6 protein-coding genes are annotated in these 16,603 nt (G+C 73.2%); 4 read left to right on the forward strand and 2 right to left on the reverse strand.

Going from position 1 to position 16,603, the window contains the following annotated elements; translation table 11 throughout:
- The first annotated feature begins 81 nt into the window (after nucleotides 1-81).
- From ACFYX4_RS32380 to ACFYX4_RS32395, 4 genes are all read left to right on the forward strand, one after another.
- Nucleotides 82-2,109: a CHAT domain-containing protein gene (locus ACFYX4_RS32380; RefSeq protein ID WP_389340742.1), complete on the forward strand. Its 2,028-nt coding sequence runs from the start codon at nucleotides 82-84 to the stop codon at nucleotides 2,107-2,109.
- A 154-nt stretch (nucleotides 2,110-2,263) separates the two neighbouring features.
- Nucleotides 2,264-6,685 carry a hypothetical protein gene (locus ACFYX4_RS32385; protein ID WP_389340744.1) on the forward strand — a complete coding sequence of 1,474 codons (4,422 nt, stop codon included), beginning with the start codon at nucleotides 2,264-2,266 and terminating at the stop codon, nucleotides 6,683-6,685.
- A gap of 22 nt (nucleotides 6,686-6,707) precedes the next feature.
- The gene (locus ACFYX4_RS32390; protein ID WP_389340746.1) at nucleotides 6,708-8,588 is read left to right on the forward strand and encodes a hypothetical protein; all 1,881 of its coding nucleotides are present in this window, start codon (nucleotides 6,708-6,710) and stop codon (nucleotides 8,586-8,588) included.
- Nucleotides 8,585-13,297, forward strand: coding sequence for an AAA family ATPase (locus tag ACFYX4_RS32395; RefSeq protein WP_389340748.1), 4,713 nt, complete (start codon nucleotides 8,585-8,587; stop codon nucleotides 13,295-13,297). The genes ACFYX4_RS32390 and ACFYX4_RS32395 overlap by 4 nt, the downstream gene beginning before the upstream one ends.
- A gap of 46 nt (nucleotides 13,298-13,343) precedes the next feature.
- Here ACFYX4_RS32395 and ACFYX4_RS32400 read toward each other — a convergent pair whose 3' ends face one another.
- Nucleotides 13,344-15,464 carry a hypothetical protein gene (locus ACFYX4_RS32400; protein WP_389340750.1) on the reverse strand — a complete coding sequence of 707 codons (2,121 nt, stop codon included), beginning with the start codon at nucleotides 15,462-15,464 and terminating at the stop codon, nucleotides 13,344-13,346.
- 3 nt (nucleotides 15,465-15,467) lie between these two features.
- Entirely contained in the window at nucleotides 15,468-16,601 is a 1,134-nt protein-coding gene (locus ACFYX4_RS32405; RefSeq protein ID WP_389340752.1) for a hypothetical protein, read from the reverse strand.
- Nucleotides 16,602-16,603: the final 2 nt, after the last annotated feature.

Consider the following 16,603-nt stretch of genomic DNA (forward strand, 5'->3'; position numbering starts at 1 on the left):
TCGCACGGAACCCTCGAGAATCCCGTATTCGTGTGGAGTGGAGTGGTGGATGTCTCGACGCTATGGCAAGGAGCCAATACGGTGGACCAATTGGCGGTGTTGTCGGTACGCCACGGCCAGTTCTGGTATGACGAACAGCGTGGCCGGCCCGTGGCGTGGACCTGGACGCTGGAGCGGCCCGGCGAGGCGCGCGTACTCACGAAGACCGTACGACTGGACCGGAGTCCGGGCGACCGGCGGACCATGGCGGACCTCTACGAACTGCCGCTTCGCATCCGGCGGTTGCGTGAGCGGCACCCGGGCGCGGTGGATCTCGTCGAGGACGAGCTGCGCCGGGTCGGCGCGTGGCTGGGCGAGATGGGTCTCGGCCCGCTCACCGAGGCGTTGGCGGACACGGGCGCGGTGGCCATGCGACTGCCGCCCGAGCTGGCCGAGTTCGAGGCACTGCCCTGGGAACTCGCCATGGTTCGGGGCGATGGCCCCGGCCAGGTGCGGGACAAGCCGCTCGCCCTGCACCGCACCACCCTCGTCCGGGGCGTCCGCCCGTCCCTGCACCCGGCCCCGCCGGTCACCGCACGGGCGACCACCGGTGAACAGGTGCGCGTTCTGGCGCTGTTCAGCCTCGCCCGGGGGACGCTGCCCCTGAACCTGAGCACCCACCGCGAGGCGCTGCGCGCGGCCGTCCTGGCCGGCACCGCCGACAGGGAGGTCCCCGCCCACCTCAGCACCGTCCAGTTCGGCGCCGGGCCGACGGCGCTGAACGAGGCGATGGGGGAGGGCGGCGACTGGGACGTGATCCACATCGTGTGCCACGGCCTGCCGGGCGGTCTTCTGCTGGAGCGGGACGAGCCGCCTGAACGGACCGCGGGCGAACCGGAGCGGGGGAGCGCCGCGGCCTCCGCGTCGTTCGTCGGCGCGGCGGAGATCGGGCGGCTGCTGGCCGCCGCCCGCGGAAGGCTCAAGCTGCTTTGCCTGACGGCCTGTTGGTCGGGCGGGGAAGACCCCTCGGCGCATGCCGACCGCCCGCTGACGTCCCTCGCCGCAACGCTGGCTGACCAACTCGGCTGCGCGGTGGTGGCGATGAGGTTCCCGGTGGGGAACGACTTCGCCGCCTGCTTCGACGCCGCGCTGTATCAAGGGCTGTTGGGGAAAGGATGGCCGCTGCCCGAGGCGCTGCGGCACGCGCTGCGCACCGCGACCCGCGACCCCGGCCTGGCCGAACGGCAGATGCCGCTGCTGTCGGCCTGCACACCGGTGCTCTTCGGAACCACCGCCCCGTATCTGAGGATCGGTCAAGGGAGTTCACCATTCGAGCCGGTCGCCCTGCCCCTGGCGGCCATGGGCGGTCCGCTTCCGGATCCGCCCCGGCCGTTCGTCGACCGCGAGGAGGCGATGCGTGCCGTACGCGCCGCGACGGCACCGGGCAGCGCGGTCCCCGGGGCCGTGCTCCACGGGGAGGAGCTGATCGGCACGACGTCCTGCGCGGCCGTCCTCGCCCATCGGCATCAGCAGGAGATCTCTCCCGTCCTGTGGCACCCACGCCCCGACTGGGCCCCACCGATCGACGACCCGGCCCCGGCCCCGGCCCCGACCCCGACCCCGGACGCCCGCTCCGTCGACGCCTTCCTCACACACCTGGCCTACCGCCTGCCCGCCTGCGAGAACGCACTGGCCGCCGCGCGTGAACGTGACTGGCCCGCACCGGTCGAGGCGGTCGTCGCCGGCCTCTCCGGCCGGTCCGACCTCCTCCTCGTGATCGACCGCGTCGACCGTATGCTGCGCCGTGACCCCCGCTGGCGCGAGCTGCTCGACGCCCTCGCCGCGGCGGCGGACACACCGAGACTCCTCCTCACCTCCCGCACCGAACTCCCCGGCTGCGCACCGGCCCTGACACGCGTGCCGCTGGGCCCGCTGACGCCGGCGCGACTGCAACCGCTGCTGACCGTCGCGACGCCCCGTCTGGTCGCCCTCCTCGACGCGGACGACGAACTCGCCCATGAAGCCTTCGAGATCGCGGCGGGCAATCCGGGGATGCTTCTGGCCGCCGGCCGAGCGGCGGCCCGACGACAGGACTTGGAAATCTGGGTGCGAACTCATAGCGCTGATTGACCGTTTGGCGGACGGTTCCCGCGCGTTCTGTTCAAAAGGTGGGTGGGCCCTTCCGCCGGCCCTACTCTTCTGCCCACGGGCCAGCGCCCGATTTCCGATTGCAGGCGGCAGGGGGGACCGAGCCGTGACGGGGGACGATTGCGTCTTAATAACCGTGGAGCACTTCGTCGTCGACGAATGCGGGGTGCCGCGTTGGACCTGGCGGTGCCGGCCGCCCGGCGGCCACGGCGACGCCTTCACCCACGCCGTCGACCTCAAGGCGAGCGTGAGCGACCACCGCTTCCTGTACGACCCGTACGGCTTCGTCCGTGACGACCACGCCGACCGTCCGACAGCCCGCAAGACCGTCACCCGGCGCGGCAACTGGCTGCGCGGGACGGTCCTCGGCGAGAAGCTGTGGAACGTCCTCGCCGAGGCGCCCTCGAACGGTTCCGGAGTGGCCCGGCTGGTCCTGCGCGCCGACGAGCCCGAGTGGGAGATCGCCCGCTACCCGCTGTGCCTGGCCGCGGACGACAAGGGCTCCCTCGTCGACCGGGGGCTGACGCTGGTCATCGAACCGACGACGGCCGGCGACCGCACGGCCGCGCGGCTCTCCCCGGGGAAGATCAGGGAACAGGCCGGACGTCCCGTCCACCTGATCGGCGCGTTCCACCACCCGGGCGGCGAGGACGCCGTCGATCTGCGTGCCGAACGGTCCGGTGTCGTCTCCACCCTGCGGGACATCGGCCGCGACGGACAGGCCGACTTCACCACGCAGGCCCTCTCCCACCGGCTGACCCATCCCGAGCTGGCCGAACTGCTGGAACAGGCGAACCGTCCCAACGGCGGGCCCGACAAGGCCTGGCAGCTCGTCCTGCACCTCGCCGCGCCCGGAACGCTCGGAGGGTGGGTCGCCGACGACGGCACGGGCGAGCAACGGGCGCTCACCGCCGAAGCCCTCATCGGCATGCTGGAGCCGGCCGGCCATCACCACAGGCTGCGGCTGGCCGTGGTCAGCGGCCGCCCGGCCGACCCGGCCGAGGCCGACCTCATGACCGTCTTCGGCATCGAAGCCGCACCGTCCCCCGACACCGCGACCGTCAGGACCACCGCCGCGCTCACCCAGGCCGCTCCCACCACCGCCGCGCCCGCCCAGGCCGCTCCCACCACCGCCGCGCCCGCCCAGGCCGCTCCCACGACCGCCGCGCCCGCCCAGGCCGCTCCCACGACCGCCGCGCTCGCCCAGGCCGCTCCCACGACCGCCGCGCTCGCCCAGGCCGCTCCCACCACCGCCGCGCTCGCCCAGGCCGCTCCCACCACCGCCGCGCTCGCCCAGGCCGCTTCCACCACCGCCGCGCCCGCCCGGGCCGCGGAAACGACCGCCGTCCCGTCCGTGACCGCCGCCCCGGCCCCGGCCGCGACCGCCGCCCCGTCCGCCGCCGACCACCCGGCCCTCGCGGCCTCAGCCGCGCAAGAGGCCTCAGCCACCTCGGCCGCCTCAACTGCCCCAGCCGCCCCAGCCGCCCGAGCCGCCTCCTCCGCCCCAGCTCCCGCCCCCGCCGACGCCCCACCGCCAGCCGATCGACTGGCGGCCGACCTCGCCCGTCTGCACGGCTGCGCCGTCCTCGCCTTCCGGCACCCGATCGAGGACGCCGCGGCCGTCCGGATCCTCACCTCCGTCTACCGCAAGCTCCTGGACCGAGGACTCACCCTGCCCCGGGCGCTCGCCCAGGCGATCGCGGCCCACCGCAAGGAGATCACCGACCTCGACGCGGTCGCGCCGGTCCTCTACGGCGCGGCGGCCGTCGACCTGACCGTGCACAAAAGCCCTCGGACGACCGACCGGATGCCGCTGCCACAGCTGCTCCCGGCCCCGCCCGACCGGCTGTTCGGACATCACGACGCCATGGAACGGGCCGACGCGATCATCGGACCGGGGAACCGGCGCAAGGCGAACGGCGTCGTCCTGCACGGCATGGAGGGCATCGGGAAGAGCACCTGCGCCGCCGAACTGATCAACCAGCACGCCGACCACTACCGGCGCGTCCTGCACCACCCGCGCGAGCCCTGGCCCGAGGACCCCGGCGAGGCGCTGGAAGGCTTCCTCGAAGCACTGATCGGCCGCTTCGGCGAGATCGAGCAGATCTACTACCGCGACAGAGGACGCCTGCCCTCACCGGCCGACCTCGTCACCGACCAGCGGGAACTCACCAGATTCTGCGACCTGCTGACCTCGTACCTGCCGCTGAACCAGGCCCACAACCACCTGGTGTACCTCCAGGGCATCGGCCCCCTGCTCAACGAACTCGGCGACAGCACGCCCGCGCGAGCCGGACAGCCCGCCCCCGACCCGTGGCAGCACCCCGGCTGGCACAAGGTGATCTGCGCGCTGACCGGCCGCGAGGCCGTCGGCTTCCGCCTGCTCATGACGAGCCCGCGCCCCGTCCCGCTGCCCAACATGGAGTCCATACCCGTGCGGCTGCTGTCCCCGCGTGAGGCCTTCCGCTACGCCAGAAGCCTGCCGCACCTGCGCAAGCTGATCGATCGTGCCGCCGGCGACCCGGACGAGCGAGTGCTCGTCGAACGGATACTGCACGCGACCGAGGGCCACCCGGCCCTGCTCGGCCTCGCCGACTCCGCGGCGGACCGGGGAGCCGACGCCCTGCGCGGGCTCGTCGAGGACGGCTGCACGGCCACCGCCGACGACAAGCGCGTACAGCAGAGGCTCCACGACTGGGCCCGCGAGGCCATCGGCCGCCTCCCCGCGGACGGCGGCCGACGGGACCTCCTCTTCGTGCTGTGCCGGCTCAGCCCCGTGCACCGCGTCCTGGTCCGCCGTACGGACGACCCGCGCGCCGCGTCCCTGCTGGCCGTCGTCTGGGCCGTCGTGCGCTGCCGCCCGCTCGAACTCGACGACGTCGTCGCCGACATCGACGAGCTGCTGAAGCACCTCTGTGAGGAGAACCTGATCCACCTGGACGAGTCGCCCGAGAGGGAGCGCGTGGTCGTACGGATCCACCCGGCCGTGGCGCAGGCCGCCGAGGCCGTGCAGAAGGCCGCCGCCGCTGCCCAGGAGAGCGCCGCACAGGACGCCGGCACGGCCGCCGACCGCGGCGCGGCCCGTTGGCGCATGGTCGACCAGGTCGCCGCGGACCACACCGAAGGGCTGGTCCGCGAGGCGTTCCGCAACCGCTCCTACGGCCGGTCCGCGGACCTCCAGTTCCTGATCCCCGAGGCGCTGCCCTACCTGGCGCAGGTCCAACGGTGGGACCTGTGCCTGGAGTTCGTCGGCGGACTCCTCAGCCGCGCGCCCACCGGACACGTACGGGACGACGTCAGGCGCCTGCTGCGGACCATCAAGGCCCGGGTGGAACCGGGATCCGCCGAGTTCGCCCTCGCCGAACGCCTGCTGAGGAACACGGAGTCGGTCGCCGACGCGCCCGGAGACCCGCGGACCGATCTCAGGCTCGCGGCGGTCACCCGGGCGCTGTACGTCCGAGGACTGCGCGACTGCGGACATCTGCGCGAGGCCCGGGAGGCCTGCGAGCAGTTCCTGCACGGGCTGGACCCGGGCGCGCGGGACAGCCCGCAAGCCGCCCTGGTCAAGGTCGAGTGGCTGCGCGTGCTGCGCGACCTCGGGGACTGGAGGGAGGTCATCGACGGCGTCGGACCCGTCTTCGACGCGCTCGTCGCGGCCCGCTGGACCACCGCCGTCGACCGCTACCGGGACCACGGCGACGGGGAGGGCCTGCGCAAGGACCTCTACGCCCTGCGCCGCGACTGCGAGTTCCTCCTCGCCACGCACGAGGCACAGGACAAGCCGGAGCACGACCGGCCCGTACCCCGCCAGGACAGGGCCCGCGCCGACCACCTCACCCTCGAACGCTATGTACGGCGCGAGGACCCCGAGGGCCTGCCGGCGCATCGCCACCGGGTCGAGGGCGTCCTCCTGGGGCTCCACGACGACATGAGAGGCCCCGGACTCGACCGGCTGGAGGCGCAGCTCAAGAAGGGGCGCGACGACGCGGAGCGGCACGGCGACGAGACGCTGCGCGCCATGACGGACTGCGCCCGCGCACGGGTCCTGCGCCTGCGCGCCGACGACTACCCGGAGGACGGCGGGGCGTGGTGCACGATCCGCAAGGACGGCCTCAGCCTCGAACACGCCGCGCTGCGCAAGCTCTACAAGTCGGGCACCCCGATGGACGTGGGCGCCTGCCATCTGCGCATCCGCGACGACGAGTCGCGCTGTCCCCGTCCGGAGATCCGCGAACTCGCGCTCTTCCACCACCTGTTCGTGATGCTCGTCGGCGAACTCACCCACGCCTACGCGTTGAAACGGGGCGCGGCCCTGGACAGCGGACAGTGCGCCGCGATGCGGGAGTCCCGCGCGTCGGCGCCGGTCACGCCGGAAGACCTCTGCACGGCGCTGCGCGACGACCCGACCGCGGGCAAGGCGTCCGAAGCGCGTTCGCTCATCGATCCGGCGACCCTGCTGTCGGGGCTGGTCGGCCCCGGAGAACAAGGAGAAAGACGATTGCGGTCAGCCTGGCGGCGCGTCATCGACGCGTTCGAGTCCGACATCGAGTGCGGTTGAGGAGAAGGTGAGTCACAGGGGGATGGTGGAGGAGTCAGCGGTCGGGCCACCGGTGGTGCACATACGGCTGAAGGTCTCCGCGACGTCGGGAGCCCACCACGCGGTGCTGACCTGGCCGCGCGGAGGACGAACCGAGTTCCGCGAGACGGAGGTACGCGACACCGGGGGAGGGGAACGGATGTGCGCGGACCTGCTCGCGGCCGTGGCGGAGCCGGCCGAACCGACGGACGGCGCGCCGCCCGGACTGGTGGTGTTGCAGAGCGAGTCACCCGAACTCGACGACGTCCCCTGGGAGGACCTGTTCCAGCAGGCCGGACGCGTCCGCGGACGCGCCTGGAGACTAGTGCGCAGCCGCCTGGGCCCGGGGAACTTCCAGCCGGACGCGCCGAAGGTGTTCTCCGATCTCCCCGTCCGGGTAATGGTGCTGGGGGTGGATCCCTCCGTGCGCCCCGACGGAGGCGTGTCCGGGCACGAGGACATCGCCGCGCACTTCGCGCTGCGCGACCAGGTGCCCTGGTGGGAGGTGGACGTACTGCCGGGTCCCCTGAACCGTGAGACGCTCCTTCCCCGCCTGCGCGAGGTTCAACCGCACATCCTCCACCTCGCCGGATCCGCCACCGAGGAGCTGCTCGTCGAACGAGCGGTGGCCGTGGGCGAACTGAACCTCTCCCACACCCGCCTCGTCGTCTCCACGGGACCCGCCCGGACACCGCAGGCCCGAAGCCGGCTGGACGCCTTCCTGCGGACCGACGCGCTCGACCCCGTCCTCGGCACCGTCAGCCTCGACCTGCGGGATCCGGCCGCCCCCGACGACTGCCGGCTGTGCGAGCCCGTCACCGCCTTCTACCGGGCTCTGGCCCGGGGAGCCGCCCTTGACGAGGCCGCCCGGACGGCCGTACGGACCGCACCCGGCCTCGCCGCCGTCACCACCGTCAACTGCCACCCCGACCGGGTCCTCCCGCTGCCGAAGCCCTCGCCCGCCACCGAGGCGAGAACACACGGCGACCGGCCCCTGTACCGGACGCTGCGCCACGGGGCCGACCGGGTGGCGCAACGCAGGCGGGCCCTCGACGCCCTGGAGAACGGGGCGTCCGTCAAACGGCTGCTGGCGGTGCACGGCCCCAGGGCGGGGGGCGGCTCCCTGCCGAGCGCGCCCGCGGGCGACGCGCGCTCGGGCACCACCCATGTGCTGAAGTCGGTGCTGCGCGCCTGGGAGGCACGCGGCGGCAAGGCCCTCTACGTCGACCTCGCCTCCCGCGAGGACGGCCTGTCCGACGGCGACATGCGCCCACCGCCCAACTCCTACGTCGAGACGGTGGCGCAGCTCGCCGAGAGCGTCGACCGCGACCGCTCGCTCAACGGCTGGGAGGTGGAGGACGAACTGCGCACACTGCGCGAGCGGATCCACGAATGGCGCCGGCTGCACGAGCGCGGCGACGGCCGCACCGGGCTGAAAAGGCACACCCAGGACATCTTCGCCGCCGGCCGCGACCTCATGGTCAAGATCGCACCGCCCGGATCACACGTCGTTCTGGCGATCGACCACTTCGAGGAGGCGGACGACTCCGTCGCGGGTCAACTGGTGAACAACCTCTTCGACAAGATCCTCGTCAGGACCGCCGTGAGCATTGTCGCGGCGAGCCGCAACGGCGCGGACGCGCGATGGCTGAAACTGTTCTGCATCAAGCCGTTCGACATCCACTGCGACGACTGGCCCACGGACTTCGCGGGCCCGCTGTGCCGGGAGATCGGTGCCAGAGAGGGGATCGACTGGCACGGTACGCCCGAGTGGCGCAGCGCCGTCGAGGAGTGGACCGGACGGGACGGCCGCGAGGTCGGAGTGGACCTGCTGAGCATGGCCGGAGGCGTCGCACGGCGGACGCAGAGGGGAGGGAGGCCATGATCGAACGCTCGACGGCATGGCTGTCCGCGTCGGAGGACCCGGACCGGTACCAGACGCACTACCGCACCTTCCTGCGCTACTGCGGCGGCGACAAGGCGCTCTACGAGGTGCTGAAGCGGTGCAGTCTGTGCACCCGCTTCAGCCGGGGCGCCTACGAGTCCCTGGCGGGCGGACTCGGCTACTCCCTCGACCGACTTCTGGAATACGGCTTCGTCGACCGGTGCGACGACGACCACATCCGCTACCAGGTACCGCAGGAGACCAGGCTCGGCGCGTGGGCCGCCTGGTGGCAGGAGGCCGGGAACACCGCGGTCCGCCCCAAGAAACTCAGCGACAGCGCCATGGAGTTGGCGCGGCACCTGGAGAGCGAGGGCGGCGCCGCCGCGGCCGCCGAGCGGATCAGGCTCCTGGTGGTGGCCGACCGGATCGACGAGGCGACCGCACTCTTCGACCGCTGGTACGCCGACGCCGTGCGCGTCGGCCACGCGGCCGCCGGCCGGCGCTTCAAGGACGCGATCGCGCCGGCCGAACTCCGGGCCTTCGTCGGCGACCAGGGCCTCCACGAAAAACTGAGGAGCCGTCAGGAACGCGCCGCGAAACAGCTGTCGATGATGCGCGTCTGGTACAGCTGCTTCCGACGGACCTGGCACTACGTCGCCCGCCCCCATGTGGAGGGCGCGCTCGAAGCGGCCCTCCACGCCGAGGATCCCCACGCCCCCAGGGTCGTCCACCTGCACGGACCGGGTGGCATCGGCAAGAGCACCCAGATCTCCTGGCTGATCGCCCGCCACTGCGCCGAACAGGACCCACCCGTGCCCTGCGCCATGCGGGACGTCGACACCCTGGACTCGACCCGCCTGCTGCGCCACCCCTCCCTGCTCCTGGTGGAATTCGCCCGCCAACTCCTGCGCCAACTGCCCCCCGCGTCTCCGGAGTCGGGGACGGCCCGGCTGCACGACCTGGTGTACCGGCACGGGAAACTGCTGGACGCGCTCGACCGCGAGTACGTGGACGGCACCGCGCTGCACCCGGAGGCCGTCGAGCCGCCGGAACCGCTCACCGACGAGTTCTGCGCGGCACTGGAGGACGTCGTCGCCGAGGCCGCCGAACGGCCCCGCCGCACCGTCGTGCTCTGCCTCGACACCCTGGACGAGCTGCTCGGCACGGCCGGCTTCGACATGCGCCCCCTGTTCGACGTGCTCGCCGCCGTCACCCGCGTCGACCGGGTGCGGCTGGTGCTGTCGGGACGCGCCGACATCGCCGAACACCCGCAGTTCTCCCAGGCCTTCGGCCGGCTGCCGGGCCGCTGGCGGTCGCTGGAAGTGCCCCCCTTCACCCTGGAGAACGCGGCCGAGTACCTGCGCACCCGCGGCATAGACGAGCCCCTGGCGAACCGGATCGTGACCGCCTGCCGGGAGGACTTCGAGGGAGCCCCCGGATTCACCCCGCTCGTGCTCGCCCTCATGGCCGACCTCGCTCTCGACCAGCCGGACGAACTGCCCCGCGCCCGCATGGAGTCCCTGGAGCTGTTCGTGCTGGACCGGGAACTGCACGGCAGGCACCCGCGGATCGAACTCGCCCTGCGCTACTGCGCCGTGGCCCGGCACCCCACCTACGAGTACTTCCGGCAGGTCCTCGTCCCCCTGCTGAGCGAGACGGCCCCCGGCGGCCCGGACCTCAGGACCGACGAGGCCGCCGACGACCTCTGGAAAGAACTGCTCACCGTGGCCCACAGCTCCGCCTGGATGAGGACCGAGGAGAAGCGCCAACTGGTCGTCCACGTCAACGTCCGCCGCGCCCTGCGCCACGACATGCGCAACCACCACGGCGACGCCTGGTGGAAATTGCACCACGACGGCAAGGACCGCTGCGCCCGACTGGCCGCGCAGGCGCGGGACAACGGCTCCGAGACGGCAGCCGAATGGACGATCGAGCAGATCTACCACGAACTGCACTCCGCCGCCGACCCCGACCCCGACCGCGCCGGCTCGGTCGACGAGGCCGCCCGCGTCTGGCGCGAGGCCGTCGCGGACGCCTGGCGGCGCGGCGCGCTCCTGACGGTGCTCAAACTCGCCGAACGCCTGCTCAGCTCCGACTTCGGCAGGCAGGAGACGGAACTCGGCGGACCGCAGCTGCCCGACCCGCGGACCATGACCGCCCAGCTCTGGTACGACATCGCCCTCGAACGCGCCTACGGCGAACTCCACGCCGTGCTCTACGACGGCCGCCCCGGCTGGCCCGACGTCGCCCGCTACTACGAACTGGCCTGCCGCCGGGCGACGATGAGCCCGGACGGCGAGCCGCCGCCCCGCCCCGACGAGCGGCGCATGGAGATCCTCCGCTGCGCCCTGCTGCTCGGCGACCCCGCCCGCGCCGGCGCCGGGACCCTCGACGAGGTGCGCGAGGCCCTCGCCGGCATCTTCCGCGAACGCGGAAGCGGACCCGGAACCCCCGGCCGGGGCCGCCCCTGGTCGGCCGAACGCCTCGACGACCTGTGGCGCGCCGACGCGGGCCTGCTGTACGCGAGTTGCCTGGCCCGCACCGGACCCGCCCCCGACGGCTCGGCGGCCGGGGAGCGGGCCGCCGACGGCGTGTTCACCACGACCTACGACTGGACGGCGGGCGGAGCCGACCCGCGAGCCCTGCTCATCGCCCGGTACGCGATGCGGGAATGGCGCGCGGCCGGACGCCCCGACCTGGTGCGCGCCTGGAAGAACCGATTCGACCGGGCCGCCCTGCGCCGGCCCGAGGAGGCGGGCCCGCAGCGGGCACGGGCGGCGCTCGCCGACATGGAGGCCGCCCTGCGATCGGGCGTGCCCGTCGACGGCATCCTCGGCATGGACCCCGGCACCGACTCCATGAGCTTCGACGTGCTCGAAGCGCGCGCCCGGCTGCTGCGCGGCGAACCGCTCGCCGCCGTCCACTTGTTGGACCACACCGTGCAGGCCTTCGTCGACCCCGACGACGAACGCCGCCGCTCCCTCGGCTTCGACGCCCACCTGATCCGCGCCCGGGCCTGGGCCGGCGTCCTGGAGCCGAACCGCGCCGAGGACCATGCCCAGCAGGCCATGATCCTCGCCCGGGACGACGAGGAGCGGCTGCGCGTGCTGGCGCTGCGCGCCGACCTCGCCCTGTCCGCCCTCGGCGACCTGGCGCAGGCCCACCGCTGGATCGGCCTGGCGGCACCCCTGAGGTCGGCCCGACGGGGCCGCGCCGGCAGCGAGATCGCCCGCGCCGAGTGCGCCCTGCTGCACCGCCTCGGCCGCCCCGAGGCCGCACGACGGGCACTGGCGGCCTGGAAGGACGCGCTGCTGGCCCGCACCGGCGAACGGCCGTGCGGCGGACCCCCGCCGGCGGCCCCCGACGAATGGTTCGCCCAGGCGCTGCACTCCCTCGTCCACTGCGACCCGGCCGCGGCGGCCCCCCACCTGGACGACCTGCGCACGGCGCTCACCCGCATCCCCGACCCCGGACGCCGGCTCGTGCTCGTCGCCGAGGAAGCGGCCCTGTACGGCCCCTTCGCCGACGCGCCGCTGCTGCCCGAACCGGTCCGCGAACCCGTCGTCCGACTCCTCGGCCGCCTCCCCGACGAACGCACGACCGTACCCCTGTCCCTGGCCGCCGTCGTGTTCCACGGCCACCTCCTCGGGGACCGGCGCCGCGCCGCCGCCCACCTGAAAGCCGCTCGGCAGCGCCACGGCGCCCCCAACCACGGCGTGCACCGGACCTGGCTGCTGCTGCACCGCCTCCTTCCCCCGGGCACCACCCCCGCGCCCTGGCCGGAACAGGAACGCCACGAGGAGCAGCTGACCGCCCTGCGCGGCGCGGACCTGCTGGCCCAGGAGAGCAGCCGACGCCGCCGGCCGCGACGGGAGATGGTCGTGGACGCGGCCGACCTGCTGGGCGACGGCCGGTCGTACCCCACCGTCTGGCACCTCGCGGCGGCCGAGCTGACGGCCCCGTCCGACCCGGCCACCGCGCAGCTGCGACGCCGGCTGCTGATCCCGTCCGACGGACTCCCGCGCACCCGCAACCTCGAGTTCGCCCGGCGCGCCCTGCGCCGGCACGGCGGTTCCCCGGCCGAGGTCCGGACAGCATCGGCGGCCGACCTCAAGGAGTCGCTCACCGCCCGCGTCCCGGAACGGACCCCGCGCTGGGAACTCCTCGTGCCGGGCGGCGCGCCCGCGAAGGAGCGTACCGACGCACCCGTGGACGTGCTCGTCCTGCGGGGCGTGATGCGCCCGTTCGGCCGGGGGGCCGCACTCCGCCTCCTCGACACAGCCGTCCCCGTCCGGCCCGCCGATGTGCACCGGGAGATCCGGGAGCTGTGCCTGCGGCACGACCGGCCGCCGCCGCTGGTGCTGCTCGACGCGGTCCGCCAGGGACTGACCCAGCGGCGCCAGACCGAGCTGCGGGACCTGTTCGCCCATGAGCTGTTCCTGCTGGGCCGGGGCGACGACACGGATCCGGTCGGAGGAGCGGCCGTCGTGCTGGCGGCCGGCCTCGTCCCCGTCGAGCACGTCGACAGCGGTGCCTGGGACGCGACTTGGCGGTCGGCCGTGCTCCGCTTCGGGCGCACGGCCGTCCAGGCGGCAGCGGAACTCGACTCGGCGGTACGGGAATTGACTGCGGCGGACTGCCCGGCGCCGCCCGTCCGGCTGTTCTCGCACCTGCCCGAGGAGGAGATGTTCGGCCTCGGGCGGCTGTGACGGGCGGCGCTGTTCCTCAGGACCAGAACCCTGAGGAACAGAGCTCTCAGGACCAGAACCCTCCGGAGTAGAACAGGGCCGCGAAGAGGAGCATCAGAATCAAGATGAGCCCCCACACCACGACGGCCGTGATGAGGCTGTCGTCGGAGTCTCCGGCCGCGTGGCTCCGTCCCGGTTCAGGGCGGGGCCGGCGGACCGGCGCGGAAGCGGGATCGGTCAGACCGTGGGTGCGGACGATGAGCGGCAGGCCGAACGTCGCGAAGAATTCCGGGTGCACGAGGCTCGGGCTCACCCGGTAGTCCTGGACGGTCCACTGAAGGGCGACCTTGAGTCCCCTGGGGAGCGCCGTCCCGTGCGCGTTCAGGAACGCCGCCCACTGACGGGCCGGTCCGGCACGCCGCACCGCCCTGCGGACGAGGAGTCCATAGAGGAGGACGGAGGAGAAGGCGTAGGCACGGGTGACGCGGCCGACGTTGGGAGGGGTCAGACCCAGCCCCTGGTTGATGGCCCGCTCGCACGCCTCGTCGACGGTCGCCTCGTCCCATCCCGCCGTCCGTCTCTCCAACTCCCTGTGGATGGCCCGTACTTCCGCGTCCGGGCAGCGCAGAGCCCGTTCCACCAGTTCCATGTCGCCCAGCTCGCTCACCCACTCCGTACCGCCGCTCTCACGCCGCGGGGCACCGGGCACCGGGGTTTCGGGCCGCGGAGAGCCGGCGTGGGCCCCGTCCCGCCTGCGCCGCCGCTGCCCCCAGGTGCCCTTCACGGCCCGTGAGACGGCGGGGGCGCTGTTCGCCGACACCGGCGGCAGCCCCGCCGGGATGAACGGCAGATCATGTGCCGGTCCGTCGAAGGGAGGCGGGGACGGGGGCGCGGCCGGCGGGGCCGGGAAGGTGAACGACTCGTGTCCGGCCAGAGAGTCCGGCGGGGCCGGGGCGGGGTCCGTCCCTCCGTTCCCCTCCGCGAAGCGGTCGGTGTCCTGAACCGACGTGACGGTCCGACGCAGGTCCCCGGCGGACGGGTCCGCCGCGCGCGAGGACTCCTGGCCGGTGTCCGGTGCCTCCTGAACGGGCCAGCCCCGGGGGAGGGGCGGCAGGTCGTCGCCGGACGGTGATCCGGTCGTCGTCTCCTCGTCCCCTTCCGGGACGGGCTGCTCGGCGGGCGGTAGCTCCTCCTGCCCGCCGGGGTCGTCCGCGTGCCAGGAGTCCTGACGCTCGGAGTCCTGGAGGGAGGAATCCTGAAGGCAGGCGTCCTCAAGGGAGTTCGTGGCCGGGCCGGGGGCGATGCGCGGACGAAGCTGGGACAGCAGTTCGCGGCACCGTTCCTCGGGAGCCATCTCCAGCCAGGGCAACCCCGGCGGGCTCACGGGTCCCAACGTCTGTGGCCCTGACTCCACATAACGTGCGACGAGCAGCCGCGCCGCCTCCGACGCCCAGTCCGCGGGCGGCTCCTGACCGTGCAGCCGCAGCCGCTGGTGCGTCGAGCGCCCCAGCACGGGCCAACTCGGCATGACCATCAGGCGGTACGGTCCGGACTCCTCGTACTCCAGCGTGGAGAAGGTCCATGGGCCGGGCACCAGGGGCTCCAGGATCTCGACCAGACCCAGCAGGACGGCTGCGGGATCGTCGCCCACGCACTCGGCCTCGGCTATCGACAGCTGCCGTCCGGGTTCGAAGAGCAGCCAGGACGCCAGGTGTTGCAACGTGTCCGCCCTCTCGGCGGCGGCGCTCCGCAGCAGTTCGGCGCCCTCGGCCGCCTCCTGGAGCAACGCGTCCGGATCCAACGCCTCCAGCGTGCGGCCCCGTTCGGCGTCGAGGGCGTTCCTGCGACCGGACCAGTCGCGTCCCGTCAGCCCGAGCGCGAGCCGCGCGGTCAGCCGGCCGGACGGCGCGAACAGGGTGTGACACCGCAGGCTGCTCCGCTTCATGTTGTCCTGCGCGGTCACGCGCCACACGATCACGTCCTGGTGGGCGGCCGTGCCGAAGGCGAGCGAGTCCCGGCCCGCCGAGGAGGACCCGGGCGGCCGGACGATCCGCTCCGCCACCCGCCAGAAACTCACGGCCTCCGGACCGCCGCAGGAGTACGCCACCGGACCGAAGCCCAGGTTGTCCGAGATGTTCAACGGCTCGTGGGCGAAGACGATCTGATCGACGGTGGGAACGGTGGGCATGCTTCAGACCCCCATCAGCTGCGGAACCGGCGGATCGAACAGGCCGCACATCGTGAACAGCGACAGCAGCGGGCCGAGGACGCGGCGCGGACGCACGCCCCCGACGAACGCCTTGCGGGGGCCGTGCGGATCAGGCCTGCCCGGCGGGGCGGTGGGCGACATGCCCGTGGCGGAGACGAAGTGCAGCGAGCAGCGGCGGCAGTCGTGTGCCGGGCGCAGCCACGCGGTCGCGTTGTGCTGGGTGAGGAAGGCGTAGACGTCCCTGCTCTCCTCGTACGTCTCCCGCGGGTCCACCTTGTTCGCGTCGGCCGACAGCCCGCTGCGCAGCCACTGGTCGATGGGGTCCTCGAACCGCAGCACGTCGCACTTGTTCAGCACCACGGCGCAGGGCACGTCGCTGAAGTCGCCGCCCCGCGGCAGCCGGTCCAGCACCGTGGGGAACGTCGGGTCCGGCACCCCCGCCAGCGCCTGGCTGATGCCGGCGGCCTCACGCGCCGGGACCAGCTGGGGCAGGCGCAGCGCCCGCATGGTGTCCACCACGAAGATCAGCGCGTCCACGCCCAGCAGGAACTGCGTGCTGGGGCCGCTGAGGGTGAGGGACTCGCCGGCGATGTCGAAGAAGGCCACCGGCCGGGTTCTGCCCCTCACCGTCACCAGCAGCGCGTCGGTGAACTCGACGAAGGACGCCGGGTCGGTGGACGGCAGCACCTGGCCAGCCTCCAGCTGGCTGACGGCCTTGGAAAGGAACGTCTGGTGCTGGACCGTGTTCACCGAACGGCAGTGGATGCCGTACGGGTCGAGCCCGCCGCGGCCGATCTCCGCCATCATCGCGGCGAGCAGATGCGTCTTGCCGGTGCCGGACTGGCCGACGAAGGCGATGGACAGTGGAGTGCCGTGACTCAGGTAGGGCACGGGCAGGAAGTGCTCGCCCGGACGCTCGTTCGGGCACTTCAGGAAGGCCTGGTTCATCAGGTCCTGGCGTCGGATCGCGTTCGTCTCGTCGCCCGGTTCCCAAGGGCTGAGCTCATGCGTCGGCCCCTTCGGCAGGAACAGACGCCGGGGATCGAAGTACAGGTCCTCCAGACAGCTCGGGCAGCGGATCGGCCGCGGCTGCTCGCCGTCGAGTACGTCGTCCACTG

The sequence above is a fragment of the Streptomyces sp. NPDC002328 genome (assembly GCF_042890065.1).
Classification (GTDB): Bacteria; Actinomycetota; Actinomycetes; order Streptomycetales; family Streptomycetaceae; genus Streptomyces.